At 69.7% G+C, this 23,706-nt stretch carries 24 protein-coding genes, 1 tRNA gene and 2 pseudogenes; 9 read left to right on the forward strand and 18 right to left on the reverse strand.

The annotated features are described in order from the left end of the window. Nucleotides 1-123: 123 nt before the first annotated feature. Nucleotides 124-1,767: a peptide-N4-asparagine amidase gene (locus G3I56_RS18330; RefSeq protein WP_164410120.1), complete on the forward strand. Its 1,644-nt coding sequence runs from the start codon at nt 124-126 to the stop codon at nt 1,765-1,767. Nucleotides 1,768-1,838: 71 nt separating this feature from the next. Here the strand turns inward: G3I56_RS18330 and G3I56_RS18335 are convergent, their stop codons facing one another. The 3 genes from G3I56_RS18335 to G3I56_RS43920 all read right to left on the reverse strand — a co-directional run bounded on the left by G3I56_RS18335 (nt 1,839) and on the right by G3I56_RS43920 (nt 3,227). Beyond that, nucleotides 1,839-2,348, reverse strand: coding sequence for a phosphoribosyltransferase (locus tag G3I56_RS18335; protein ID WP_164410122.1), 510 nt, complete (start codon nt 2,346-2,348; stop codon nt 1,839-1,841). Further along, entirely contained in the window at nt 2,345-2,920 is a 576-nt protein-coding gene (dcd, locus tag G3I56_RS18340; RefSeq protein WP_164312339.1) for a dCTP deaminase, read from the reverse strand. Before dcd ends, G3I56_RS18335 begins: the two co-directional genes overlap by 4 nt. Before the next feature lie 106 nt (nt 2,921-3,026). After that, nucleotides 3,027-3,227 carry a hypothetical protein gene (locus tag G3I56_RS43920; RefSeq protein ID WP_239134972.1) on the reverse strand — a complete coding sequence of 67 codons (201 nt, stop codon included), beginning with the start codon at nt 3,225-3,227 and terminating at the stop codon, nt 3,027-3,029. A gap of 323 nt (nt 3,228-3,550) precedes the next feature. On the opposite strand from G3I56_RS43920, the gene G3I56_RS18345 reads away from it, so the two are divergent. After that, nucleotides 3,551-3,624 (forward strand) — tRNA-Gly (locus G3I56_RS18345). Nucleotides 3,625-3,708: 84 nt separating this feature from the next. On the opposite strand, the gene G3I56_RS18350 is transcribed toward G3I56_RS18345, so the two are convergent. The 4 genes and pseudogenes from G3I56_RS18350 to G3I56_RS18360 all read right to left on the reverse strand — a co-directional run. Next, on the reverse strand, nt 3,709-4,719 hold the full coding sequence (locus G3I56_RS18350; RefSeq protein ID WP_343239986.1) for an ISKra4 family transposase: 1,011 nt from the start codon (nt 4,717-4,719) through the stop codon (nt 3,709-3,711). After that, nucleotides 4,611-5,123, reverse strand: coding sequence for a hypothetical protein (locus tag G3I56_RS43925; RefSeq protein WP_239134963.1), 513 nt, complete (start codon nt 5,121-5,123; stop codon nt 4,611-4,613). Before G3I56_RS43925 ends, G3I56_RS18350 begins: the two co-directional genes overlap by 109 nt. A gap of 165 nt (nt 5,124-5,288) precedes the next feature. Continuing rightward, entirely contained in the window at nt 5,289-5,936 is a 648-nt protein-coding gene (locus tag G3I56_RS18355) for a hypothetical protein (protein WP_164410126.1), read from the reverse strand. Nucleotides 5,937-5,978: 42 nt separating this feature from the next. Then, nucleotides 5,979-6,527, reverse strand: a pseudogene (locus G3I56_RS18360) (IS6 family transposase); the annotation flags it as partial. A gap of 317 nt (nt 6,528-6,844) precedes the next feature. Between G3I56_RS18360 and G3I56_RS18365 the strand changes: the two are divergent. Beyond that, nucleotides 6,845-7,681, forward strand: a complete 837-nt coding sequence (locus tag G3I56_RS18365) for a calcium-binding protein (protein ID WP_164410128.1) — start codon at nt 6,845-6,847, stop codon at nt 7,679-7,681. 195 nt (nt 7,682-7,876) lie between these two features. After that, nucleotides 7,877-8,083, forward strand: a pseudogene (locus G3I56_RS18370) (ISKra4 family transposase); the annotation flags it as partial. Between the two features lie 126 nt (nt 8,084-8,209). Here G3I56_RS18370 and G3I56_RS18375 read toward each other — a convergent pair. Next, entirely contained in the window at nt 8,210-9,157 is a 948-nt protein-coding gene (locus G3I56_RS18375; RefSeq protein ID WP_343239987.1) for a helix-turn-helix domain-containing protein, read from the reverse strand. Between the two features lie 159 nt (nt 9,158-9,316). Here G3I56_RS18375 and G3I56_RS18380 point away from each other — a divergent pair, with 159 nt between their 5' ends. Beyond that, nucleotides 9,317-10,249 (forward strand): NADP-dependent oxidoreductase, encoded by a 933-nt coding sequence (locus G3I56_RS18380; RefSeq protein WP_164410282.1) that lies wholly within the window; start codon nt 9,317-9,319, stop codon nt 10,247-10,249. Nucleotides 10,250-10,457: 208 nt separating this feature from the next. Here the strand turns inward: G3I56_RS18380 and G3I56_RS18385 are convergent, their stop codons facing one another. Further along, nucleotides 10,458-11,240: an MBL fold metallo-hydrolase gene (locus G3I56_RS18385; RefSeq protein ID WP_164410132.1), complete on the reverse strand. Its 783-nt coding sequence runs from the start codon at nt 11,238-11,240 to the stop codon at nt 10,458-10,460. 321 nt (nt 11,241-11,561) lie between these two features. Here G3I56_RS18385 and G3I56_RS18390 point away from each other — a divergent pair, with 321 nt between their 5' ends. Then, nucleotides 11,562-12,377 carry an AraC family transcriptional regulator gene (locus tag G3I56_RS18390; protein ID WP_239134964.1) on the forward strand — a complete coding sequence of 272 codons (816 nt, stop codon included), beginning with the start codon at nt 11,562-11,564 and terminating at the stop codon, nt 12,375-12,377. A gap of 225 nt (nt 12,378-12,602) precedes the next feature. Next, nucleotides 12,603-12,977, forward strand: coding sequence for an SDR family oxidoreductase (locus G3I56_RS18395; protein ID WP_343239982.1), 375 nt, complete (start codon nt 12,603-12,605; stop codon nt 12,975-12,977). A 14-nt stretch (nt 12,978-12,991) separates the two neighbouring features. Here the strand turns inward: G3I56_RS18395 and G3I56_RS18400 are convergent, their stop codons facing one another. Together G3I56_RS18400 and G3I56_RS18405 are read right to left on the reverse strand one after the other, a co-directional pair. Further along, nucleotides 12,992-13,933, reverse strand: a complete 942-nt coding sequence (locus tag G3I56_RS18400; RefSeq protein WP_343239983.1) for a helix-turn-helix domain-containing protein — start codon at nt 13,931-13,933, stop codon at nt 12,992-12,994. A gap of 224 nt (nt 13,934-14,157) precedes the next feature. Further along, on the reverse strand, nt 14,158-15,045 hold the full coding sequence (locus G3I56_RS18405) for a cyclase family protein (protein ID WP_164410140.1): 888 nt from the start codon (nt 15,043-15,045) through the stop codon (nt 14,158-14,160). A gap of 356 nt (nt 15,046-15,401) precedes the next feature. Between G3I56_RS18405 and G3I56_RS18410 the strand changes: the two genes are divergently transcribed. Continuing rightward, on the forward strand, nt 15,402-15,848 hold the full coding sequence (locus tag G3I56_RS18410) for a hypothetical protein (RefSeq protein ID WP_164409915.1): 447 nt from the start codon (nt 15,402-15,404) through the stop codon (nt 15,846-15,848). A gap of 316 nt (nt 15,849-16,164) precedes the next feature. Here G3I56_RS18410 and G3I56_RS18415 read toward each other — a convergent pair whose 3' ends face one another. Genes G3I56_RS18415 through G3I56_RS44750 form a run of 3 tightly spaced genes read right to left on the reverse strand, consistent with a single transcriptional unit; the run spans nt 16,165 to nt 19,550 of the window. Further along, entirely contained in the window at nt 16,165-16,521 is a 357-nt protein-coding gene (locus G3I56_RS18415; protein ID WP_164410143.1) for a hypothetical protein, read from the reverse strand. A 30-nt stretch (nt 16,522-16,551) separates the two neighbouring features. Further along, nucleotides 16,552-17,232 carry a response regulator transcription factor gene (locus G3I56_RS18420; RefSeq protein WP_164410145.1) on the reverse strand — a complete coding sequence of 227 codons (681 nt, stop codon included), beginning with the start codon at nt 17,230-17,232 and terminating at the stop codon, nt 16,552-16,554. Further along, nucleotides 17,229-19,550, reverse strand: coding sequence for a histidine kinase (locus G3I56_RS44750; RefSeq protein WP_164410147.1), 2,322 nt, complete (start codon nt 19,548-19,550; stop codon nt 17,229-17,231). The genes G3I56_RS18420 and G3I56_RS44750 overlap by 4 nt, the downstream gene beginning before the upstream one ends. Nucleotides 19,551-19,881: 331 nt before the next feature. On the opposite strand from G3I56_RS44750, the gene G3I56_RS18430 reads away from it, so the two are divergent. Beyond that, complete coding sequence (locus tag G3I56_RS18430; RefSeq protein ID WP_164410149.1) at nt 19,882-20,331, forward strand: DUF5707 domain-containing protein; 450 nt, start codon at nt 19,882-19,884, stop codon at nt 20,329-20,331. Nucleotides 20,332-20,387: 56 nt separating this feature from the next. Here the strand turns inward: G3I56_RS18430 and G3I56_RS18435 are convergent, their stop codons facing one another. The 4 genes from G3I56_RS18435 to G3I56_RS18450 all read right to left on the reverse strand — a co-directional run bounded on the left by G3I56_RS18435 (nt 20,388) and on the right by G3I56_RS18450 (nt 23,617). Then, nucleotides 20,388-21,023, reverse strand: coding sequence for a CoA transferase subunit B (locus tag G3I56_RS18435; RefSeq protein WP_164410285.1), 636 nt, complete (start codon nt 21,021-21,023; stop codon nt 20,388-20,390). A 20-nt stretch (nt 21,024-21,043) separates the two neighbouring features. Beyond that, a complete protein-coding gene (locus G3I56_RS18440; RefSeq protein WP_164410151.1) occupies nt 21,044-21,826 on the reverse strand; it encodes a CoA transferase subunit A in 783 nt (260 codons plus the stop codon). Between the two features lie 73 nt (nt 21,827-21,899). Further along, complete coding sequence (locus tag G3I56_RS18445) at nt 21,900-22,649, reverse strand: SDR family oxidoreductase (protein WP_164410153.1); 750 nt, start codon at nt 22,647-22,649, stop codon at nt 21,900-21,902. Then, a complete protein-coding gene (locus tag G3I56_RS18450; RefSeq protein WP_164410155.1) occupies nt 22,646-23,617 on the reverse strand; it encodes a fumarylacetoacetate hydrolase family protein in 972 nt (323 codons plus the stop codon). The genes G3I56_RS18445 and G3I56_RS18450 overlap by 4 nt, the downstream gene beginning before the upstream one ends. Nucleotides 23,618-23,706: the final 89 nt, after the last annotated feature.

Genomic DNA, 23,706 nt, shown 5'->3' on the forward strand with positions numbered 1-23,706 from the left:
GGGGAGGGCTCCCGGCCGCACGTCGGGGGACCTCCCTTTTCGTCGGTCCCTGTGACCTCTTTTGGTCAAATTAGACCCAAGAGGTCTAGTCCACCCCATACCCACCGGTGTTCACTGCGCGGCATGACGATTCCCCACAACGCCCGGAGAGCCGGCCGGACGATCACCCTCGTCTCCGCCGCCCTCGGCCTCACCCTGACGGCCTTCACGACGGCCGCCGGGGCTGCCCCCACCGTCCCGTCGGAGTTCGGCACCGACTACCACGACCCGGTGACGGCCGCTCCGCCCATCTCCACGCCCCACACCAGGTCCTGCGAAGTGACCGTCGCCCAGGCGAAGTTCAAGGACTTCACGCCCTACACCGGCACCTACACCCCGCCCACCGCCTGCGGCACCCCGGGCCACTGGTCGAAGGTGGTGCTCCGCCTCGACGGCAGCGTCGCCGGCCGTCAGTACGACCGCCTCGGCTACCTCGACATCGGCGGCGTCCAGATACTCCGCACCTCGACCCCCGAACCGTCGCAGGACGGCATCGACTGGTCGGTGGAGAAGGACGTCACACGGTACGAGAAGACGCTGAGCAAGTCCCGGTCCGTGGACATGCTCATCGGCAACGTCGTCAACGACACCTACACCGGCATCCTGGACGTCAAGGTCACCCTGACGTTCTACGCCCCCGAGCCCGGAACCCGGCCCGCCAAGGCCGGTGGCTCAGTCCCCGACCAGGTCATCCCGCTGAGCGACGGCAACAGCGTCACCACGGGCGCGAAGCTCACCACCCCGCGCAACTCCGAGCGCATCCTGGCCGAGGTGTACGCGACCGGCTCGGGCGGCGGCTGCGAGGAGTTCTGGTACTCGGCGGTCACCCCGTCGGCGTCCTACTCCTGCCAGGGCGGCGACGACGGCCCGTACCGCGAGGTCCAGGTCACGATCGACGGAAAGCTCGCCGGGATCGCCTCCCCCTACCCCAACATCTGGACGGGCGGCTGGTCGCCGTACCTGTGGAGCGTGATCCCCTCCCCCACCGCCTTCGACGTACGCCCCCTGGAGTTCGACCTCACTCCCTTCGCCGCCCTCCTGAACGACGGCAGGGCACACACGGTCGACGTGACCGTGGCAGGCGTCCCGGCGGGCCAGACCGGCTGGAGCGCGCCGACCAACATCCTGGTCTGGCAGGACGCCCACAAGTCGGTGGTGACGGGCGCCCTGACCTCGTACAAGGCGACCGACCCGGCCGTCACGAACACCTACGCGGACGGCTCCACACGCACCCTGGACACCACCGGCAGCCGCCACTTCACGGCCACCGGCTACCTGAACACCTCGCACGGCCGCGTGACGACGACGGTCGACCGACGCCTGACGACGGCCATCACGCACACCTGGACGCCGGACGAGACCACGGACAACCAGAAGGGCCGCTGGACGGACGACCAGACGGTCCGCACGACCGGCGCGGGCGGCGGTAGGCACCCGGTGACGTCCCATACCGACCGGACGTACACCCTCGACGGCCGCTCCACCATCGACGCGGACAACCGCCTCCGCGTGATCATGTCCTTCGGGGACCATGCCCGCATCGACGGCGTCCGCCTGGACGACACGTACGACGGCGACGCGACCTTCACCCTCGGCGTGGCCCGCGACCAACGCCACGCGGTCGCGACGACCACCGAGCACTACCGCCTCCGCGGCCCGGGCCTGTGCTACGACCGCACACTGGGCACGGAACAGGGGGTACTGACGAAGGACGGGCGGAGCTGTTAGCAGCGAGCCGGAAAGACGCCGGGCGGCCCTTCGCGCTTGACGCGAGGACCGCCCGGCGTTCTTCTCAGCTCTCAGAGCGCGTCCTTGGACGGGGTGACCGGCTGCCCCGACTTACGTACTACAGGCAACACACTCCACGGGAAGTTGATCCAGTCATCGGTCCGCTTCCACACGTATTCGCACTTCACGAGGGACTGCGTCTTCTCGTAGATCACCGCGGAACGCACCTCGGCGACGGCGTCCAGGCAGAAGTCCCGCACCAGTTTGAGCGTCTTACCGGTGTCGGCGACGTCGTCGGTGATGAGGACCTTCTTGTCGGAGAAGTCGATGGTGTTGGGGACGGGCGCGAGCATGACGGGCATGGGAAGCGTGGTTCCGACGCCGGTATAGAACTCGACGTTGACAAGATGGATGTTCTTGCAGTCGAGGGCGTACGCGAGCCCGCCGGCCACGAACACACCCCCGCGCGCGATGCTGAGCACGACGTCGGGCTCGTACCCGTCGTCGACGATGGTCTGCGCGAGTTCACGGACGGAGACGCCGAACTGTTCGTAGGAGAGGTTCTCTCGTACGACCGTCATACCTGCGTCCGGTGGAAGTTGAGGAAGGAACGGGACGCGGTGGGCCCGCGCTGCCCCTGGTAGCGGGAGCCGTACCGCTCGCTGCCGTACGGGAACTCGGCCGACGAGCTCAGCTGGAACAGGCACAGCTGGCCGATCTTCATACCGGGCCAGAGCTTGATGGGCAGCGTCGCGAGGTTGGAGAGTTCGAGCGTCACGTGTCCGGAGAACCCGGGGTCGATGAACCCGGCGGTGGAGTGGGTGACGAGCCCGAGCCGCCCGAGCGAGCTCTTGCCTTCGAGGCGGGAGGCGAGGTCGTCGGGGAGGCTGATGACCTCGTAGGTCGAGGCGAGCACGAACTCCCCGGGGTGGAGGATGAACGGCTCATCGCCCTCGGGCTCCACCAGCCGCGTCAGATCCGCCTGCTCGATGGAGGGGTCGATGTGGGGGTAACGGTGGTTCTCGAACACCCGGAAGAAGCGGTCGAGGCGCACGTCGACGCTCGACGGCTGCACCATGGATTCGTCGTAGGGATCGATCCGTACTCGCCCGGAGTCGATCTCGGCCCGGATGTCCTTGTCTGAGAGAAGCACGCCCCGAGGATACGCAAGACGCGCGAACCCGACACCACCGGCCGGTTCCGCGCGCCTGCCACTGCTTCACATGCTTGCGTCTACTTACTGCATCTACTTACTGCGTCTACTTACTGCTGGTGCTCCGCTGCTGCTCCAACGTCACTGGCACCACACTGCGGAGCCGCGCGCAGCGCGGACACCGGACCAGCCGGCCGGGGCCGAGCCGCTCGGCCTGCTGCATCGGGAACGAAGCGGTGCTGAACACGTGCCCTTCGGCACAACGGACGACGGTGCGCTCGATCAAGTCCTCAGAGTCCTTCCCCAGGAGCCGTCGCCGGTCACTGTCGAGACCGACGAGGAACGTCACATTACGGGACGAAAAGGGCGACCCTCCAGGCGGCACTCCGATCCCGCCGCCCCCTCTTCCGCGCCCCACCGTACGCCCCAACTCCGGCCCCTCGCAGCCGGGTCGCACCGCGAAAACGCGTCCGGTTCGCGTCCGGTCCGCATCCGGTTCACGCCCTGCCCACGTCCGGAACGCCCCCGGAATCCCCCGGAAACGGGGCAGGCCCCACGGCTTCGATGCCGGGGGCCTGGCGTGCGGTAGAGTGACTGAGCGTTCGGACACCGGTCCATTCGGCGTCTTTCGCGGGTGTAGTTTAGTGGTAGAACATCAGCTTCCCAAGCTGAGAGTGCGAGTTCGATTCTCGTCACCCGCTCCAGAGAGAAACCCCAGGTCAGTGACCTGGGGTTTGTTTGTTGGCTAATCCGATTTGGGTGCGGCTCTTCTGCGGTGAGCTCGCCGGTCAGGCCGGGAGTTCGTTGTTGTGCTGGTCGGGCCGGGGGTAGAGGCGTTCGTGTTCTCTGCGGGTGTGAAAGGTCCAGTACTGCGGGAAGTCGCCGTTGCTGATGAGCGCCCGGAGGGTCAGGACGGCTTCGGCTCCGGGGACGGTCCACCGGCTGCCGGTGATATCGAGCCGGTCGGCCACCAGATGACGTGCTGTTCCTTCGACGATGCCGCTGGCGATCGGCCATCCCGCCCGGAGCGCCTGGTCGTAGTGGAGATGGGCGGCGTTGTTCTCCAGGTAGCGGCAGGCCCAGTCGGCCGCGGCCCGTTGATCTGCGGACAAGCCCAGCCGGTCGGCTTGAGTACGGATGCCGGTGACGGAGCCGGAGGCGTCGCCGGCCAGGATCCGGGCGGCCTGGGTGCCGACCCAGGTCTCGGTGTCCGGATCGGTGGCGGTGTGGAAGCACCGCGAGGCTGCCCACAACTTCTCGATCACGTGGACGATGTCGAGAACGACATGGATGGTGACGCCGCGTCGGGCGGCCTCCGCGTGGAGCAACTCCAACTGGTGCTCGGCACCATCGACCAGGACCACCCAGCACCGGCGGTGCTGCGGGTCACGGGCTTCCGCCTCGTCGAACGCGGCAGCGATGACCTGGTCGGCGTCGTGCTCCACCGAGGCGGTGAGCCACTTCGCGCGAGCCTTGGGCCCCTTGCGCGGGGTGCGGTGGGTGGTGCGGCCGCCGGGCGGGGCGATGATGTCGTGCGGCCGGCGCACGGCCGGATCCGCGTCGTGGACGACGGCCAGCGTGGCCATCCTCTTGCGGCAGGTCTTCTCCCCGGCGGACAGACGGGTGCGGAACGTGCGCGTCGCCCGTTCCGCCGCCTTCCTTGTTGCCTCCCGCAGATGCCCCGGGCGCATCACGATCCCCTTGCCGTCGACGCTGAGCACCAGCAGCGTCGTGCTCGCTGCCGGGTCAGGGGTGCGCGCGGCATAGAAGGCCGCGATGTCCACCGCGGCTGCCCGCACGAGCTGTTCGGCCTGGCGTTTGCCCACCACCCGCGCCCCGGACGGCGTTCGATCGCCTCCAGGGCGTGGTCGTAGGAGCCGCGGACCGCTTCCAGCACGACCAGACGCCGAAGTCCCAGGCTGTGCCGCTCGCGCGGCAGCCCCAGCACCTGGTCGGCCGGATAGCGGTTGGGCAGGCCCGGGGCGCGCAGCGCGCACCGGGTGACCGTCACCGGCCCGACCACGGTGGCCAGTTGGCGCCGGTGGCCTTTCTCCAGCCGGGTCCGGCCCGCGGCCAGTTGGGCCCGGCCGCCGGTGTCGAGGGCCGACAGTTCGACTTCCTCCCGGCGGGCGCGCAGGTCGAAGTGGCCCTGCAGGAGGAGGCGGGCCAGCTCCCTCGCCCCGTTCTCGGCGTCTTCCTCCACCCGTTCATGGGGCAGGAGCAGAGCTTCGGGACGGGAGAGGGAATCGATGAGACAAGTGAGGAAAGAAGCGGCTCGGTCAAAGGGGTCAGCCGTCGCGGCGGCCGCATAGCCTGCGGTCATCGGGCTCTCGCTTTTCGGGCGGACGAATGGGTGGCACCTTCGACGCTAGGGACGAGAGCCCGACCCCACATCGGCGCGGCGGCGCACGGCGGAGGACCCGGCCTGCTCCGGCGCATCCCCGCCCGCCGCCAGAGCCTCACGCGGCGTGAACAGTCCCGGCCCCTCTTCCATCAGCCAGCCCCGCTCGACCAGCCGTTTCAGCTTCGACCGGAAGCCTTCCACCTTGCTCTTGTCCGTCGACAGGCCCAGCGCGGCACACAGGTGATGCGCCCGCATCGGATGCACCGCGTCCTGGAGAACCTCGACGATGTCCCGGTACGGACCCGGCAGCACCTCCACGGACAGCTCGGGCGTCCACTGCGGCACCAGCCGCACCCCGACCGGCGAGCCCGCCGGCAACCGGGGCTCCTCCATCTCCGCCTCGCCCGCGCCAGCTTCCACCCCGGCAACCGAGACCGTATCGTTGCCGGACAGGATCTCGGTCATCGTCTCCCGCGTGATCTGCAGCCGGGACAGCACGTCTTCCCGCTCAGCCAGACGGCTGGTCAACTCCTCGATCTGGTCCCGCAGTTCGGCGATCTCCTCCCGCGCGGCAGTCTCCCGCCGATCAAGCTCCTCCAGCCACGACACCATCGCCGCCTCCAAGACCACGTCCTGGAACACGACGATCCGCCGTCCGACCACGAACGGCAACGGCGCACGGCATCACCAGCTCACTGCAGAAGAGCCGCACCCGAAGCCTTTCATCGCCCGTTCGCGCTGCCTGGTGGGCTGGTGGCTGTTCTCCGCCCGGTTGTTCAGTCCCTTGTGCGAGCGGTGCTCGACGGAGGGCATGACCTCGCGGTGGGCCGCGCCGTAGGGGCGGAGCTTGTCGGTGACGATCACCCGCGGCACCGCACCCGTGTTCTTCATCAGGCGGCGGAAGAAGCGCCTGGCCGCTGCGGTGTCACGCCGGTTCTGCACCAGGATGTCCAGCACCATCCCGTCCTGGTCGACGGCCCGTCACAGGTACTTCTGTTCCCCGTTGATCTTGATGAAGACCTCGTCCAGGTGCCACTTGTCCCCAGGCCGGGGCTGCCGGCGGCGCAGCGCGTTGGCGTAGGCCGGCCCGAACTTGGCGCACCAGCGGCGGATCGTCTCGTAGGAGACGGTCACGCCGCGCTCGAACATCAGCTCCTCGACCTCGCGCAACGACAACGGGGAACGGTGATACAGCCACACACAGTGGGAGATCACCTCGACCGGGTACCGATGCCCCTCGTACGACAGCGACACGGACCCCACAGACAACCCCCTCCAGCACGATCAACCAGAAGATCAATCCCACCCGGCCAACCAACGTGACAGTGCCAAACCAAGGGTCTGCGAGAACTGAGTGAAATTCCGGTACAACCCCTGCCCGGGGTGCGGTGTCTGAACGTGTGATCGGAAACAACAACCCCGCACATAGGTGCGGCCTCACGACTCGATCGCCGATCGCCGATCGCTGACCGCTGACCGCTGACCGCCGTGACGAACGGCGGTTGCGGTGACGACGAATTCACCGGCGTCTTTCTTCGTCGGGCCTGATCATCACTGATTCCGCGAAGGGTTATTTCTGCATGCGCACGTTAAGGACCATTTCCGCCACCGCCTCTCTCGCTCTCGCCCTCGGCGGAGGCGTGTTCGCGGCGTCCACCGCCCAGGCGGTCACGGCGAGTTCGGCCTCTCTCGTCCACGCCGACGGCGAGCTCTGGTACAAAGCCGGGGCCGGACAGACCAACAACCTGACGGTCACCGCGAAGGTCGTCGACGTCGACCCCTCGCAGTTCGGTGAGGACTACCTCCTCACCTTCCGCGACACGTTCGACATCACCATCTCCACGAACGAGTGCAGCTACCCGTCGGCGACCAACCACAAGGTCGCCGAGTGCACGGTGGCCGCCCCCCTGGGCTCCGACGACTCGGACGACTATGACGTCGACCTCGGTGACGGCAACGACACCGCGACGGTCACCGGCTCCGCGTACACCTCGATCCACGGCGGCAAGGGCAACGACGTCCTCAAGGGCAGCACCGCCGCCGTGTTCTACGGGGACGACGGCAACGACCGCCTCGACGGCGGCGGAGGCGTTTGGGCCATGGGCCCGTTCGGCGGCGCCGGCAACGACACGATCACCAACTGCGACGCCGAGTGCCACGGCGGCACCGGCAACGACACCATCACGGGCACCGCCGCCGGGCAGGACTTCGGCATGTACGGGGACGACGGCAACGACGTCATCCACGGCGGCGCCGGCGCCGACCTCATCTACGGCGGCAAGGGCAACGACAAGCTGTACGGCGACAGCGGCAACGACAAGATCTACGGCAACAGCGGCAACGACCTGATCCACGGCGGCACGGGCACGGACACGCTCTCCGGCGGCCCGGGCACCGACAAGGTCTACCAGAACTAGAACAACCAGAACTCAGGGCCATCAGAGGCGTGAGGGAACACGGTCTCCCTCACGCTCCCCCTGCCCGGCATCTCGGACAGGGCCCGGCCAGCGGGCCCCCTGCGACATGGGTCTTCTGCTTCCCCCACACCTACCACCCCTCCTCATACCTGCCAGGGGCACAGAGTCACGCGCGCGACACTCACCACCAGGGCGGTAGAAGGCGCCTGCCGACACCTGATCGGCGACCGCCTCGACATCACCGGCAGCCGCTGGGGACTCGACGGGGCCGAGGCCGTCCTCACGCTCCGAGCCCTCATCGACAACGGCGACTTCGCCGCCTACTGGCGACACCACCTCGCCCGCGAACACGAACGCCTCTACCCCACCCCCGACCAGCACAACTACGACCTCACGGCCTGATCAGGAACGTCCCTGAAGGAGAGCCACACCCATCCGATTTGAGGGTCCCGCGGATGGGCGAGGCGCGGCCTGCTCCCGGGTAGGGCTTGGGCGGGCCTTCAGCAGACCCGTTTCGGGGTGCCCGGTTCAGATGGGGCTCAGTCCCGTCGGCGCCGTGCGGAACGTACGCCGGTAGGCCAGCGGGGACACCCCGATCGCCGCGTGCAGATGCTGCCGCAGCGAGGCACTCGTCGCGAAGCCCACCTCGCCCGCGATCCGGTCCACGGACAGATCGCTGGACTCGAGCAACTGCCGTGCCCGGTGGACCCGTTGCTGGATGAGCCAGCGGCCGGGGCTGGTGCCGGTCTCCTCCTGGAAGCGGCGCGCGAAGGTCCGTGCGCTCATCCGCGCGTGCCCGGCCAGATCCGCGAGCGTCAGCGGCTGGTCGAGGCGCTCCAGGGCCCACTGCCGGCTCGCCGCCGTTCCCGCCGAGGACAGGTCTGGGACGGGCTGCTCGATGTACTGGGCCTGTCCGCCCTCCCGCCACGGCGGTACGACACAGCGCCGCGCCACCCGGTTGGCGAGCTCGCTGCCGTGGTCCTTGCGTACGAGATGGAGGCAGACGTCCAGTCCGGACGCGGCCCCGGCCGAGGTGAGGATGTCGCCGTCGTCCACGAACAGCACCTCGGCGTCCAGCGCGACCCTCGGGAACAGCCGGCGGAAGGTGTCGGCCAACACCCAGTGCGTGGTTGCCGGCCGCCCGTCGAGCAAGCCGGCCGCCGCGAGCAGGAAGGCGCCCGTGCAGATGGACACGATCCGCGTGCCCGGCCGTATCCGGGCGAGTGCGGTCGCCATCGGTTCCGTCAGCCGGTCCGAGACGAGGGTGTGGTCGAACGGTGGGATGACCACCGTGTCGGCGGTCTCCAGCGCCTCGGGGCCGTGGTCGACGGCCACCGTGAAGTCCGCACTGGTGCGCACCGGGCGTCCGTCGACGGTGCAGGTGCGCACGTCGTACCGCCCGTCAGCGTCGGCGAAGACCCTGTTCGGGATGCCGAGTTCGAAGGGGTAGACGCCTTCGAGTGCCAGCACGGCCACGCTATGGGGGCGACGCCCCAGAAGCTGGACCGGATGACTCCCCTGACCGGGATGAACCTCATGCCCCATGGCAGGATCCTATCGAATGCTGGCAATCTTGCCATTGCCGGGTGATGGCCGCTGCCGCAGTGTTGACGTATGACTGATTCGAATGCATTGATGCGTGCGGTGGTCCAGGACGTCCACGGCGGCCCCGAAGTACTGAAGGAGATCGAGGTTCCGCGGCCGGCTCCCGGCGTCAGCGAAATCCTCGTCGCCGTCCACGCGGCGGGTGTCAACCCCACCGACTGGAAGCACCGGGCCGGCGGCGCGTTCGTCGGCGAGCCGCCGTTCGTCCTCGGCTGGGACGTCTCCGGCGTCGTCGAGGCGGTCGGCTTCGGTGTCACCCTCTTCAAGCCGGGCGACGAGGTCTTCGGCATGCTGCCCTACCCGCACGGCGCCGGTTCCCACGCCGAGTACGTCACCGCCCCCACCCGGTCCTTCGTGCCCAAGCCTTCCAACATCGACCACATCCAGGCGGGCGCCCTCCCGCTCGCCGCCCTCACCGCCTGGCAGGCCCTCGTCGACACCGCCGAAGTCCGCCCGGGACAACGCGTCCTGATCCACGCGGCCGCGGGCGGGGTCGGCCACCTCGCCGTACAGATCGCCAAGGCCCGCGGCGCGTACGTCATCGGCACCGCGAGCGCGGGCAAGCACGCGTTCCTGCGTGAGCTGGGCGCCGACGAGGTGATCGACTACCGGACCGTCGACTTCACCGAGGCCGTCAGCGACGTGGACGTGGTCCTCGACCCCCTCGCGGGCGAGACCCGTACCCGCTCTCTGGGCGTGCTGCGCAAGGGCGGAACCCTGGTATCGCTCCTCGGCGGCGGCACGCCTGAGCAGGCCGAGAAGGCCGCGGAACGCGGTGTGCGGCTCGAAGGGATGCTCGTTGAGGCCGACCACGAGGGCATGCGTGCCATCGCCGACCTGGCCGGCTCGGGCAAACTCCGGGCCCACATCGAGGCTACGTTCCCGCTCGCCCAGGCGGCCGAGGCACACGCGCTGGGTGAGACGGACCGCACGACGGGCAAGATCGTCCTCACCGTCCGCTGACCCGCCGGGCCGGATGCCGGGGTCACGGCTGCCGTGACCCGGGCCCCTCCACGTCCCCCTGCGCGGCAGCGCATTGTCCAGCCTCGACGACCTCGCCCGCTGTGCGCGCGTGGTCGCAGCTGGAGACGGCCAGGCGGGGCAGGGCGGGCGAGGTGTCGCTTCGAGGGAGAGACACATGGACGCGGGCGTCGCCGGCCCGGGAGACGCGTCAGCTCTTGGGGCCGAACATGTAGGCGTTGGCGACGGCGATGAGTGCCGCGCCCTTGTAGGCGGGGTAACGCTCGGTGATGGCCTTCTTGTAGGCATCGCCGTCGTCATCGAGCAGTTCCCGGCCGGCGTTGACGTAGTCGGTCAGCTCGGCCCAGATGGCAGGAGTGGTCGGCTCGCCGTGACCGGGCAGGATCGTGTCGTACTCGGTCTCGGCGGCGAAGCGGTCGATGTTGGCCTGCCAGCCGTCGAAGTCCTTGTCCAGGAACCACAGGTGGGTGTGGTTGTAGACGACGTCCTGGGCGACCAGGACGCCCTGCTCGGGCAGCTTGATCACGAGCGTGGTGTGGATCTCGCCGCCGGTCACCTTCTCGAACACGAAGGGGATGCCGTCGATGACCTCGGTGCCGGGGGTGATCTCCACGGTCGGGGTCATGTCGGCGAGCGGGATCGGGGTGCCGGTGGGCAGGTCGGTCTTGTCGCCTGTGGCGACGATCTCCGCGGTGGTCTCCGGCAGGGCGTGCACGGGGACGCCGAAGCGGGCCGTGCCCTGGTAGTGGTCGGGGTGCGCATGGCTGACGACGAGGCGGTCGAGCGACTTGCCGAGCTGCTTGGCGTAGGCGACGACCTCGTCGGCGTAGGCGAGGGCGAACTGCGCGTCGACGGCGATGATCCGCGACGGCGTCTCGATCAGCTGGGTGTTGACGTCCAGGCCGTCCTCGGGCGCGGTGTAGCTGTGGATGCGGACCGGGCCCTTGTCGATGACCGTGATGGTGCCGTGCATGGCTCTGCTCCTGTCGAAGTGCGGGTGAGAGGTGAACGGTGGGAGGTGAGGGGTGATGAGGCATGGGAAGGGGCGGATGGTTGGTGCTCGGGCTCGCGACCGACCATCGGCCGCAACGGACATGGCCGGCCTTCCACGCTGCGGGCGGGTCGCCTCCGGAACAACTCCATACTTCGGCGGAACCGCATGTCCCGCGAGATACGCTGCGGTCTCGTGATGGTCCACAGGCGACAAGCGCGGCAGAAGCCCGGTCGGCGGGAAATGGGACTTCCGAAGGTGGTCTTCCAGCCTCCGGTAGGGTCCCCAGCCGGCCTGGAGGTGATGACCCTGGCCGACTTCCGCGACCGCACCCGTGACTGGCCCTGGCACATCGCCAACCCGCACAGGCAGGACTTCCACGCTCTGATCCTGGTCACCTCCGGCACCCTGCGCCACCGCGTCGACTTCACCGCGTACGTACTGGCGCCCGGCTCCTGGCTGTGGATCCGGCCCGGCCAGGTGCACCAGTGGCAGAATCCCGACCAGGCCGAGGCCATCCTGATCCTCTTCCAGGAGGACTTCGTCTCCCCCGAGAGCGCGGAATTGGCCGGCCTCGGCGTCACCGCTGCCCCGACGCCCCTGTACAGCCCCAACTCCTCGGATGCCCCCGTACTGGCAGCCGCGGCCGAGCAACTGGCCGCGGAGTTCCCCCAGTCGGACCGCTATCCGCTGCCGGTCCACACCGCCCTACTGCACCGCCTGCTCGACGTGGTGCTGCTGCGCCTCGCCAACCTGCAGCAGCACGGTCAGGCCGTGGAATCCGCCCCCGAGCCCTTCCTACGGTTTCGCGACGCCGTCGAACGAGGTTTCTCCCGCACCCACCGCATCGACGCATACGCCCGCGAGCTCGGCTACACCACCCGCACCCTCACCCGCGCCACCCAGACCGCGGCCGGCCTCAGCGCAAAGGACTACCTCGACCAGCGCCTCGCCCTGGAGGCCAAGCGCCTCCTCGCCCACGGCACCGAACCCGCCGCCACCATCGCAGCCCACCTCGGCTTCACCAGCGCCACCCACTTCGGCAAGTTCTTCCAACGCCACACCGGCCGAACCCCTCTGACCTTCCGCGCCTCCCAACGCGCGTCGCCGCCTGCGTAGCCGCCCACGCCACCTGACCGCGTAGACGAGTCCCACATATGGATGGGGCGGACGCCGCGGACCACCTTCCCGAAGGGGAGTCGGTGATGCGAACCGCCCTGGCGCAGCAGATGCCCGCTCCGGACGGCAAGGCGAACGTGGTGCGCAGGTCCGCTGTCCGCTGTCCGCTGTCCGCTGGGCAGCTCATGGCGGTCAGCCGCAGAGCGCCGTCGTCGTCTGCGGCGGGTGTCTGGGCCTGGGTGCGCATGGTGGTGGGCTTGGTCGTGGGTAGGGGCTCAGTTGTGTGGTCCTGCGCCGAATCACCGACGTTCGCCGCGCGCGACAGGCCGAGCGACAGCATCCAGCTCCGGCGGTACCTCGATCACGGTCTCCCGAGCCGATGTGCGGGTCAACGCGGTATCGCCCGGGTTCACCGACACGGACCTCAACACCGGCCTGTTCACGGCGTCGCAGATCCGGGAGCGGGCCGAGGCAGCGCCCCTGGACCGGATCGACGACCCCGCCGGCGTGACCGACGAGGTCGTTTTCCTGCTCGATGCGGCGAGCGATGTCGTGACCGGCCAGAATCTGCAGGTCGACGGGGGATGCCACGTGCAGTGACCCCGGTCGGCCGGTCAGCGGACTTCGCTGCCGACCACGGTGGGGGACGCCTCGCCGTCCATGGCCGCTGCCCGATATGTTCCCGGAGTCATGCCCGCCACCGACTGGAACGCCCGGTGGAGTTGTGCCGCACCGCCGAAGCCGGACTGGACGGCGACCGCCGTCAGGGTCAGAGTCGGCCGGTCGCGCAGCAGGCGCTGGGCACGCGCCACGCGTAGACGTCGGATCAGCGTGGTGAGCGTCTGCCCGTCGGCTGCGAGCGCACGGTACAGGGTCCGCCGCGAGCAGCCGCAGCCCGCCGCCACGCCGGTGGCGTCCAGCGAGGGGTCGTGGGCGTGCTGCCGGACGAATCGGTGGATCCGCTGGCTGGTGAGTTCGGCGGATGTCTGCGTTGCGCTGTCGCGTGTGGTCAGGTCGAGGACGGACTCCAGCAGGCCCACCGCGTGCGGCAGCAGTGCGGCAGCCACCCCCGGCTCGTTTCGCCGCTGCCGGCCGAGACCGAGGAGGAAGTCGGCGACGAGCCGGCCGGGCCCGTGATCGTCCAGCTCCAGCGCCGTCACGCCGACCAACGATCGGCCGGGCAGCAGGGCCCGCGGGATCTGGACGACGACCTGGGAGAAACTCCCGGAGAACTCCAGCATGAAGGGCCGGGTGCTGTCCAGGAAGGTCATGGTCCCCGGCAGCAGCGTGGCCGACCGCCCGTCCTGTCTGGCCAGGGACTGTCCTTCGGTCTGGATGTTGACCAGGAGAAGCTCCCTGCGGTCCCGGGCGATCAGCCGGCTCGTACGCGCCACCTGCTGGGGCCCGGACACCACCGTGGAGAGCCCGATTCCGCCCAGGGCGGCATGTTCGAGCCGGCCGGCGAAGGGCTCCTCACCCTTCGCCGGCCGGCTCGAACATGCCACGAGGGCGTCGCGAATGGCGTCCGCCCAGTTTCCGGTGTCCTCGGTGGCCACGTCCGATGTGGACCAGAAGCTGTGTGGTACAGGCGATTGCACACGTCCATGGTGCCACCGGGAGGGCGGGGAAGCCGGCGCATCGTCCTGCTCAGCGACCGGTGAGGGTGGTTGCCGGTGTTCTGGCAGACCCGCCGGCGTCGAGGAACCCGGTAGCACCCGGTGAGCGGCTCGGGGCGGGGACGCGTTTTCGCCCCCGGCCCCGCCTGAGCCCCATGGAGCGGCTAGAACAGCGCGAGGGGGTTCACGGGCAGCCCGGTCGCGTTCGAGACGCGCGGAGGCGCCGCGGTCAGCATGAAGCTGTAGCGGTCCAACTCCCTGCACAGGACGACCAGTTCCTCGACGTTCGGAGCATCGACCAGCGGCATTCCCATGCGCCCGATGCCTATGGAGTGCAACGGAGAGGGATGTGCGGGGTCGAGCGCCGGAAACGCGTCACCCACATCCCCCGCGTACAGCGAAACCCCCCTCCGGTGCATCCAGCGAACGGCGTCGACGCTGATGCCCGGCTGCGACACCTCCGGGTTGGGGCCGAACTCCCAGTCCATTCGCACGACAAGGGCGTCGCCGGACTCGACGTGAACGCCCTGACGTTTCTCGGCGCCTTCCAGATCCTCACCCGTCACCGCGTAGCCCTCGGGGAGCGGCCCGTCGACTGCCAGGTCCAGCAGGACTCCGCGGGTGACGATTCCCGCACTGAACCCTGTGCTGGAGCCGAACTTGACCCCTGCCGGGGTGATGGCCTCGGCAGCCGGCCTCCCCGGATAGACCATGCCGTTGTTGGAGATGTGGGAGATCGAGTCGAGGTGCGTGGAGCGCGGATGGTGATTAGTCACGAAGAGGACATCAACATGTGCGCAGGTCGTGTCGCCCGGATTCACCGGATGAACCACCAGCTGCTGCACCGGCGACTCTTTGATACTCGAGGGCACGAAAGGACCGCTCATGATCGCCGCGGGCTCGATCGGCCTGGCGAGTGACGCCCAGTGACCTGTACGCACTTCAGCGGCGGCGCGGGCACGGACCTCGTCAGTGATGAGGTTGAGCGTGCCCTTTTCGTCCTCATCGCCCCAGCGGCCCCAGTTGCTGGGCAGTTCTTCCTCGTTGCTCATGGCAATTCTCCGTTTTCTCAGCCACTACCGGTTCAAGCACGCCATCAAATGCGGCCGGTAGTCCCTCCTCGTGGACACCGGCTCAGTGGCCTGTCACAGCCCGCCCTGAACAGGGTGGAGATGTCGTGCTGGTCTGTTGGCCAGCATCCCGGTCGGCACGGCTCGCGAGGTGACCTCATGTGCCACGACGGGTGACCATCTGCGACACGTGGTCCTCAGAACCCGAAGAACGGCGATCTCACCAAGCCGCCGTCCAGCAGGGAACGTCTCCGGCGACTCGGGTCAGCCCCGGCAACTCAAACCCTCACTACGATCACCGCCATGGACTGGCTCGGGCGGATAGCGAAGCTCCGGCAGTGGACCAGGAGCGGGACGCGCGCCCCCGCCGACGCGGCCTGACGGATCCGCGACCGCACAAGCGCCTCCTGACCCCGGCCCACTTCATGGCCTTCCCGCTCCCTGACGACGGACATCTCCACGCCGCCCCGCTCCCGGAAGTCGGCCGGCTCTACCGCCTTCGGCATGTCCAACCCGAGCAACTCGCGTCGCGGGACCCCCTCCGCCCCTCCCTTCCCGAGCTGTTCGGCCGGATGGTGTCCCTCGTTGTGGTGTACGGGATCAGCGGCCGGGAGTGCGCGGTCGTCTGCCCGGGGCTGGTCACCGCCGTGCTCTTCGAGATGCACGACGAATGGATCGCCTTCCCCCGCCGCTACCTCCCCGAAGGCAGCATGGGCGAGATCTACCGCGAACTCCCCGAAATCGCCCCGGCGCTGCCCAACACTCCGAACACGCACACTGGTTGATCCCCCAACACCACGGCGAGGGACACGACCAGTTTGTGCGGGCCCCGCTGCCCCACGAACACCCCGACAGCAGCACACCGTACGGAACGGGGACCGTCCACGCCCGCTCCTGACAGACGCAGGCGCGCAGTCTGCCTTTGCACCACAACCGCACCAGAGCGAGCGGGGAACCACGGTGAAAGCGGCAGAGCCCGACGCGGTCGCCGCCTGGCCGTTCGCCCAGGTCAGCGCCACAAGCAGCCCCAAATGCCCGCAGCTTCCCAAGCTAAGAGTGCGAGTTCGGTTCTCGTCACCCGCTCCAGAGTGAAACCCCCCGTCAGTGGCCCGGGGTTTGTTCGTTGTCTGGTTGGTCCATGTGACCGCCGCGGCGCAGTGCGCGGGTGCACCAGCCGATGATCGCGGTGTTGACCGCTGCCCCGAGAGTGACGGCGATGATGGCCATGACGATGTTGTCCGGCAGCGCGAGGAGCACGAGGCTGGCGGGGGCGGTGGCGAGGAGCGGGATGACGCCGGCCATGGACTCGTCCGAGCTGTCGCCGATGGTCACCACCAGTGCCCACGCGAGCAGGACTAAACAGACGCCGAGGTAGGCGAGGCCGACGACGCCGACGTGGTCGCGCAGTCGCCGTGGGAGGGATCGCCCGGAATCGGAATCAGAATCGGTACCGGTCATGGGGAAGGACTCCTTGTTGCGTCTCGGTGGTCAGAGGTGGGTGCCCGGCGGGTTCGGGCGGGCGAGGCCGAGGTCGTACGCGAGGATCGTCGCCTGTACGCGGTCGCGCAGGCCGAGTTTGCGGAGCAGCGCGTTCACGTGGGACTTCACGGTGCCTACGGTGATGCCGAGTTGCTCGGCGATCTCCGTGTTGGTGAGTCCGGCCGCGACCAGGGCGAGGACGCCCCGCTGGCTACCGGTCAGGCTGTCCAGTTCGGGGGAGCTCCCGACCGGGACCGCGGCGGGTGGTCCGGACGCGTAGTGGCCGATGAGGCGGCGGGTCGCGGACGGGGCGAGTACGCTCTCGCCGGCCGCCACCTCCCGGATGCCCTGCAGCAGTTGGGAGGGGAGTACGTCCTTGAGGAGGAAGCCCGAGGCGCCGGCGCGCAGTGCGTCGAAGACGTACGCGTCGAGGTCGAAGGTGGTCAGGACGAGGACGCGGGGCGCGTTCTCCCGTCCGGTGATGATGCGGGTGGCGGCGATGCCGTCCAGTTCGGGCATGCGTACGTCCATGACGACGACGTCGGGAGCCAGTTCTTCGGCCAGCCGCACCGCGGCGGCGCCGTCGGCGGCCTCGCCGACGACAGTCATGTCGTCCTCGGCGTCGATCACGGCCGCGAACCCCGCCCGTACGATGCCCTGGTCGTCGACGACCAGCACGTTGAGGCTCATCGGTGTCTCTCCTCGTTGTCCGGGATGTCCTGCGCGACGGCGAGTGGCAGTCGGAGGCGGACCGTCCCCTTCGGGCCGGTGGTCACGGTGCCGCCGAGCGCCGCGACCCGCGTGGTCAGCCGCTCCTGTACGGCCAAGGCGGCGGCGCGGGGCACCCCGGTGGCCGTGAGCGTCAACGTACCGTTGTCCACGTCGAGTTCGAGCATGGTGGGCTCCTCGCCGCCGGCCGCGAGCAGCGTCTCGGCGGCGCGGTAGGCGGCCAGGTCGACGGCGGTGGGCAGTCGTTCCGGTACGCGGTCGGTCAGCCGTATCTCGATGTCCCGGCCGGTGGCCCGGAGTTGGTGGGCGAGCAGGTCGAGTGCCTGGAGGGTGGGCTGCGGCCGTAGTTCGGCCTCTGTCTCGCCCTCCCGGGCGGTGTCGAGCAGGGTACGCATCGCGGCCAGGGCCTCCCGGGCACGGGTCGCTGTCGCGTCGAGTCGGCCTGCCTCCGCCTCGGTGACCATGTCGGCGGCGCGGGCCAATACCGTGGTTTCGAGACCGGCGGCGATGCGGCGGCGCTCGGTCCAGGCGTCCCGGACGGCCTCCTCGGTCCAGGCGGCGAGGCGTTCGTCGTGGGCGCGGCGGTCGGCTTGTCGGCGCCGGGTGCGGAGGCGTCCGGCCAGGTGAGCCGCGGTTCCTGTGAGGGTTGCGCCGACCGTCGTTCCCGCGACGACCGCCCAGACGGGAGCGGCCGTACCTCGGTCCAGAACCGCGATGGTGGCGGCTGCGGCGTGCACCAGCACCGTGAGGAGAAGGGTCGTGACGTGGCCGCGGGCCGGTGAGGACCGGTCGCTCCCCCGCTCATGGGCAACCCCCATCGCGAGGGCCGCGCACGTGGCCAACAGGCTCAGCGCGGGCGGGAGGAGGACGGGACCGCCGTAGTTTCCCACCGCCATCGCCACCGGCCACAGCAGCGCCAGCCCCAGCAGCATCCCGTACGCCGTCCGCGGAGCCCTCCGCAGCCACAGCAGGGCCACCGCCTGGCCCGCCGCCAGCAGGGCGAAGAAGACACCCGCGGACACCCGCGTCGTGCTCGACGCCTCATCGGCCCGGATGACCAGCACGGGCAGCAGCGGCTGCAGAACCAGGCCCGCCCCCGCCACCATCTGCGCCACGCGGTAACTCCTCGGAGTCGACGGCTCCACCGTCGTGGCCGTCCGGCCCGGCAGTACCGCCCGTACCTCCCAACCGCCCTCCGCCGTCGGGCCGCTGTGCACCGTGCCGCCCGCCTCCCGTGCCCGGGAGCGCAGGAAGCCCTGCCCGCGGCCACCGCCGAGTCCCATGGCGTGCGCCACCGCACCGGCCGGCGGAGGCGTGCTCGTGACCGCGACGTCGGTGCGGGTGTCGCCGTACCGGCACAGCACCCTCGTATGCGCGCCTGGGGCATACCGTGCGACGTTGGTCAGCGCCTCGCGCACGATGCCGTACGCCGCCTCCGCGACGGTGCCGTCCGGCAGGGGGTCTATCTCGCAGTCCACCCGCTGGTTCAGGCGCCGGAACCCGGCGACCAGGTCCAGCAGCCGTTCCTCCGGTGACGGCACATCCCCGCGGGAGGGCGCCGGCGCTCGTACCGCGCCGAGCGCGCGGGTGACCTCGCGGCCGGTCTCGACCGCGAACTCCAGCGCCTCCTCGGCCAGTTCGGGTCGGCGGTCGCGCAACCCGAGGGCCGCTCCCGCCGTGACCACCACGGCCGTCAGGTGGTGGGCGCTGATGTCGTGCAACTCCCTTTCCATACGGCGCCGTTCGACCGCCGGGAGCCGGTGGCGCTCGAACTCGGCCCGTTTCAGGAGTTGTTCGGCGGCTCGCCGTGCGCGACGGATTCGCCGTACGCGCAGGCCGGCGCCGCACACGGCGGCGTACAGCAGAGCGGTCAGGACGAGGTCGAGCCCGTCGCGGTCGCTGAGCCCGTGCAGGCTGATTTCCTGCAGGAGCTGCCAGACGGCAAGTGCCACCACACACAGCACGGCGGTGAAGGCGTCGCGTTCGGTCGCCACGGTGAACAGGGCCAGCGCGACACCCGCGGTCCCGAGCACCGCCATCGCCCCGGCGGGCAGCGGTCCGGCACCCAGCGCGCAGGCGGCGGCGACCACGACGAGGGTGGCCACCGGGCGGGTACGGCGCAGGGCGAGCGCGGCCGTCACCACTCCGGCGACGAGGGTCGCCACGAGAAGGGCGGACACGGGAGGGACGGTCCCGCGCGCCAGCGGCGCCCCGGGCCACACCACGGCCTGGGCGCAGATCAGCAGGACCGGGAGCAGCCGGTCGTCGGTTCGATTCATGGCGGATCAAGGCTATGGCCGCAGGTGAGCGGCCCGACTCCGGCTGGAGGCGGATTCCGGCCTCTTACCTGGGTTGCAGAGTCTCTACCTGTGGTTCGAGGCGCCACTCGTCCTGCGGCGTGAGGACGGCGCCATGCCCCCGGCCCTAGGCTCGAACACATCGAGAACGCGGTCGGCCACCGCTTCTACGGTTTCTACGGCTTGTACGACCGCTTCCAAGACCGGCTCCATCAGTGGCTCCACCAGCGGTTCTGCCAGCTGTTCTTCCATGCTCTTCCGCGCTCTTCCGCGTATCCGGCCCAACCTTCCAACCAATTCAGGGGGATCTCCCATGTCCAAGCGCATTCTCTTCTCGTCCCTCATCGGCGTCGTCGTCCTCGGCGGAGTGGCCGCCGGTGGTCTCGCCCTGGCCGCAGGCCCCACGGAGCCGACCCTGGATCGCGGCACGGCTCGCTACACGGCTCCGACCGACAGCAGCGCGGGCTCGCTCACCTACACCGTGGACGTGAGCGACGACTCGGGCATCCGAAGCCTCAAGGTCCTTGCCTGGCCCGCGAGTTCGAAGCTCAACCCGACCGAGGCGGAGCTTCGCTCGGCGGAGAGCGCCAAGTGCGGGAGCACCTCGGGCGAGACCACCCGCTGCACCTACACGCTGAAGGTCACGAAGCAGGAGGCGGCCGAACTGGCCAAGGGCACCTGGTACGTCTCGGCACTGGCGACGGCCAAGGACGGGGACACGACGTTCGTGCCCAGCGCCGCCACGTTCGACCTCGCACGCTGAGCAGAACGTCGGGCGGGCCGGGATCGTGGTCCCGGCCCGCCCGACACGTCCAGGGTTCATGACCTCCGGATCAGAGGTGCGTCCGTGCGGGCGGCGATGTCCTCGGCGGTGACGCCTGGCGCGCATTCCACGAGAGCGAGTCCCTCGGGTGTGACGTCGAGGACGCCGAGGTCGGTGATGACGCGGTGGACGCACCGTTCGCCGGTGAGCGGGAGGGCGCACTCCCTGAGGATCTTCGGGCTGCCGTCCTTGGCGGTGTGTTCCATCAGGACGATGACCCGGCGGGCGCCGTGGACGAGGTCCATCGCGCCACCCATGCCCTTGACCATCTTGCCGGGGATCATCCAGTTGGCCAGGTCGCCCCTCTCCGACACCTGCATGGCACCGAGCACGGCGGTGTCGATGTGGCCGCCCCGGATCATCCCGAAGGACAGGGCCGAGTCGAAGAAGGAGGCCCCGGGCAGCACCGTGACGGTCTCCTTGCCCGCGTTGATCAGGTCGGGGTCGACCTCGGCCTCGGTCGGGTACGGGCCCGTGCCCAGGATGCCGTTCTCGGAGTGGAGCACCACGTGCACGCCCGGCGGGAGGTGGCCGGGGATGAGGGTGGGCAGGCCGATGCCGAGGTTGACGTAGGAGCCGTCGGTGAGTTCGGCGGCGGCGCGGGCGGCCATCTGGTCCCGGGTCCAGCCCAGCCGCGTTCCGAGGGTGGAGCTCATGCGCGTACGGTCCCTCGTGTCGAAGACGTGGAAAGGGAAAGGTGCTCGATCTGCTTGTCGGTGGCCTGAGCGGCCGTCAGTTCCACCACGCGCTGGACGAAGATGCCCGGCAGGTGGACTTCGTCCGGGCTCAACTCCCCCGGTTCCACAAGCTGTTCGACTTCGGCGACGGTGATCCGCCCGGCCGTCGCCGCTAGCGGGTTGAAGTTGGCGGCCGACTTACGGAAGACCAGATTTCCGTGGCGGTCGCCGCGCCAGGCCCGTACGAGGGCGAAGTCGGTGGTGATGCCGTGCTCCAGGACGTACGCGCGGCCCGCGAAGTCGCGCGTTTCCTTGGGCGGGGAAGCCAGGGCGACCGTGCCGTCGGGCCGGTAGCGCCAAGGCAGCCCTCCCTTGGCCACCTGGGTGCCCACCCCTGCCGGGGTGTAGAAGGCGGGGATGCCCGCTCCCCCGGCGCGCAACCGTTCGGCCAGCGTGCCCTGCGGCACCAGCTCCACCTCCAGCTCGCCCGACAGGTACTGGCGAGCGAACTCCTTGTTCTCGCCCACGTAACTGCCCGTCACGCGTGCGATGCGGCCGGCCGACAACAGCACCCCCAGACCCCGCCCGTCCACACCGCAGTTGTTCGACACGACCTCCAGGCCGGTGGTGCCCTGGGCATGGAGTGCCTGGATGAGCACGCCGGGGATGCCACTGAGGCCGAAGCCGCCGACGGCCAGCGACGCGCCGTCGGGGATGTCGGCGACCGCCTCGGCGGCGCTCGCACAGACCTTGTCCATGGGAGGCAGGGCCTTTCTGTGGTGTCGGTCGTGGCTGTCGTGTCTTTTGTGGCTGTCGTGCGTGGTCGTCGGTTCAGGCGTCCGCGCGCAGGGCGTCCGAGATGGACTTGGCGCCGCCGTGCGCGGTGAGGCCGCCGTCGACCGGGATCTCGGCCCCCGTGATGAAGGACGCCTCGTCGGAGAGGAGGAAGGCGACGAGCGGGGTGATCTCGTCGACGGTTCCGGTGCGGCCGAGCGGTGTCTCGCGGATGTTCGCCTCGCGGAACGCGGGCGCCGCGGAGGCGGTCATCTCCGTCTCGATGAAGCCGGGGTGGATGGTGTTCACGCGGATGCCGGCGGGCCCCAGTTCCATGGCGGCGGTCCGCGACAGGCCGCGCAGCGCCCACTTACTGGCCGTGTAGGCGACCGGGTAGTGGCCGGTGAGCGCGGCGGTCGAGCCGACGTTCACGATCGAGGAGCCGGGCGGCATCAGCGGGGTGAGATGTTGGATGCCCAGCAGTGGACCCGTGACGTTGACCGCGTGGACCCGGGCCATGTCCTCGGGGCGTACGTCGCCGATCCGGACCCGCCAGGTGACGCCCGCGTTGTTGACCAGGCCGTGCACCTGGCCGTACGACTCCCGTAGCTCGGCGGCGAGTTCGGCCCAGTCCTGCTCGCTCGTGACGTCGAGACGGCGGCAGCCGGGTGACTCCGCGACGTCGGCGGCGATCACCTGGGCGCCCTCGCGGATCAGCGCCTCGGCCTCCGCGGCGCCCTGGCCGCGGGCCGCACCCGTGACGACCACGACCCTGCCGAGGAGACGTTGGGGACGGAGGCCGCTCACGGCCGTTCCCTGGTGCGGCGGCGGGCGACCGGAACGGTCACGGGCTCCGCGCCGGCCACCACGGTGTTGGAGACCGAGCCGATGCCCTCGACCGTGAGGGTGACCGTGTCGCCGGGCTTCAGGGGAGGCGGGGACTGCTCACCCCGTACACCCCACAGCTCGGCGAGGCAGCCGCCGTTGCCGCAGGTCCCGGAGCCGAGGACGTCGCCGGGGCGGACGACGGTGCCGCGTGAGGCGTAGGCGGTCATCTCCTCGAAGGTCCAACTCATGTTGGACAGCAGGTCCTTGCCGACGACCTCGCCGTTCACCGAGGCGGTGAGGCCGAGCCGCAGGAAGCCGTCCGGGTCGCGGTACTTCTCCAGCTCGTCGGCAGTGACGAGGTACGGGCCGAGTGTGGTGGCGGTGTCCTTGCCCTTGCAGGGGCCGAGGCCGACCTTCATCTCGGCGGACTGGAGGTCGCGAGCCGACCAGTCGTTGAAGACGGTGTAGCCCACGATGTGGTCGCGGGCCTGCTCGGGGGTGAGGTCGCGGCCCTCGCGGCCGATGACGGCGGCGACTTCGAGTTCGAAGTCGAGGACCTGCGAGCCCGGGGGCACGGGGATGTCGTCGTGCGGGCCGTACATCGCGTAGGGGTTGCCGAAGTAGAACGTCGGGGCCGCGTACCACCGCTCCGGTACCCCGGCGGCCCCGTCCACGGACCGTCGTACACCCTCGACGTGTTCCTCGAAGGTGACGAAGTCCCGCACGGTGGGCGGCTGGAGCGGCGGCAACAGCCGTACCTCGGAGACATGGGGACCGGCCGGGACGTCGAGGACCGCGGAGCCCGCGTCGAGCAGCTCGGGCAGGCCGCCTCCCTCGGCGAGGAGGCCGGTCAGTGAGCTGACGCCGGGCAGGGCGTGGAGCGTGCCGTCCTCTTCGACGACAGCCACCTGGCGTCGGCTGCGGTACTCGTACGTGGCGAAACGCATGGCGGTTTCCTGTCGGATGTCAGCTGTCGGCTGTCGGCGTGCGGGTGGGCACGAAGGCCGGGGCGCGGGGTGGGAGTCAGGACGGTGAC

Source organism: Streptomyces sp. SID12488 (assembly GCF_010548275.1).
GTDB lineage: Bacteria > Actinomycetota > Actinomycetes > Streptomycetales > Streptomycetaceae > Streptomyces.

What these genes read in the sequence shown, in the direction of transcription:
- G3I56_RS18330 (WP_164410120.1), top strand. Translation starts at nt 124, where the DNA reads ATGACGATTCCCCACAACGCCCGGAGAGCCGGCCGGACGATCACCCTC.
- G3I56_RS18335 (WP_164410122.1), bottom strand. Translation starts at nt 2,348, where the DNA reads ATGACGGTCGTACGAGAGAACCTCTCCTACGAACAGTTCGGCGTCTCC.
- G3I56_RS18365 (WP_164410128.1), top strand. Translation starts at nt 6,845, where the DNA reads ATGCGCACGTTAAGGACCATTTCCGCCACCGCCTCTCTCGCTCTCGCC.
- G3I56_RS18380 (WP_164410282.1), top strand. Translation starts at nt 9,317, where the DNA reads ATGCGTGCGGTGGTCCAGGACGTCCACGGCGGCCCCGAAGTACTGAAG.
- G3I56_RS18385 (WP_164410132.1), bottom strand. Translation starts at nt 11,240, where the DNA reads ATGCACGGCACCATCACGGTCATCGACAAGGGCCCGGTCCGCATCCAC.
- G3I56_RS18390 (WP_239134964.1), top strand. Translation starts at nt 11,562, where the DNA reads ATGACCCTGGCCGACTTCCGCGACCGCACCCGTGACTGGCCCTGGCAC.
- G3I56_RS18405 (WP_164410140.1), bottom strand. Translation starts at nt 15,045, where the DNA reads ATGAGCAACGAGGAAGAACTGCCCAGCAACTGGGGCCGCTGGGGCGAT.
- G3I56_RS18415 (WP_164410143.1), bottom strand. Translation starts at nt 16,521, where the DNA reads ATGACCGGTACCGATTCTGATTCCGATTCCGGGCGATCCCTCCCACGG.
- G3I56_RS18420 (WP_164410145.1), bottom strand. Translation starts at nt 17,232, where the DNA reads ATGAGCCTCAACGTGCTGGTCGTCGACGACCAGGGCATCGTACGGGCG.
- G3I56_RS44750 (WP_164410147.1), bottom strand. Translation starts at nt 19,550, where the DNA reads ATGAATCGAACCGACGACCGGCTGCTCCCGGTCCTGCTGATCTGCGCC.
- G3I56_RS18430 (WP_164410149.1), top strand. Translation starts at nt 19,882, where the DNA reads ATGTCCAAGCGCATTCTCTTCTCGTCCCTCATCGGCGTCGTCGTCCTC.
- G3I56_RS18440 (WP_164410151.1), bottom strand. Translation starts at nt 21,826, where the DNA reads ATGGACAAGGTCTGTGCGAGCGCCGCCGAGGCGGTCGCCGACATCCCC.
- G3I56_RS18450 (WP_164410155.1), bottom strand. Translation starts at nt 23,617, where the DNA reads ATGCGTTTCGCCACGTACGAGTACCGCAGCCGACGCCAGGTGGCTGTC.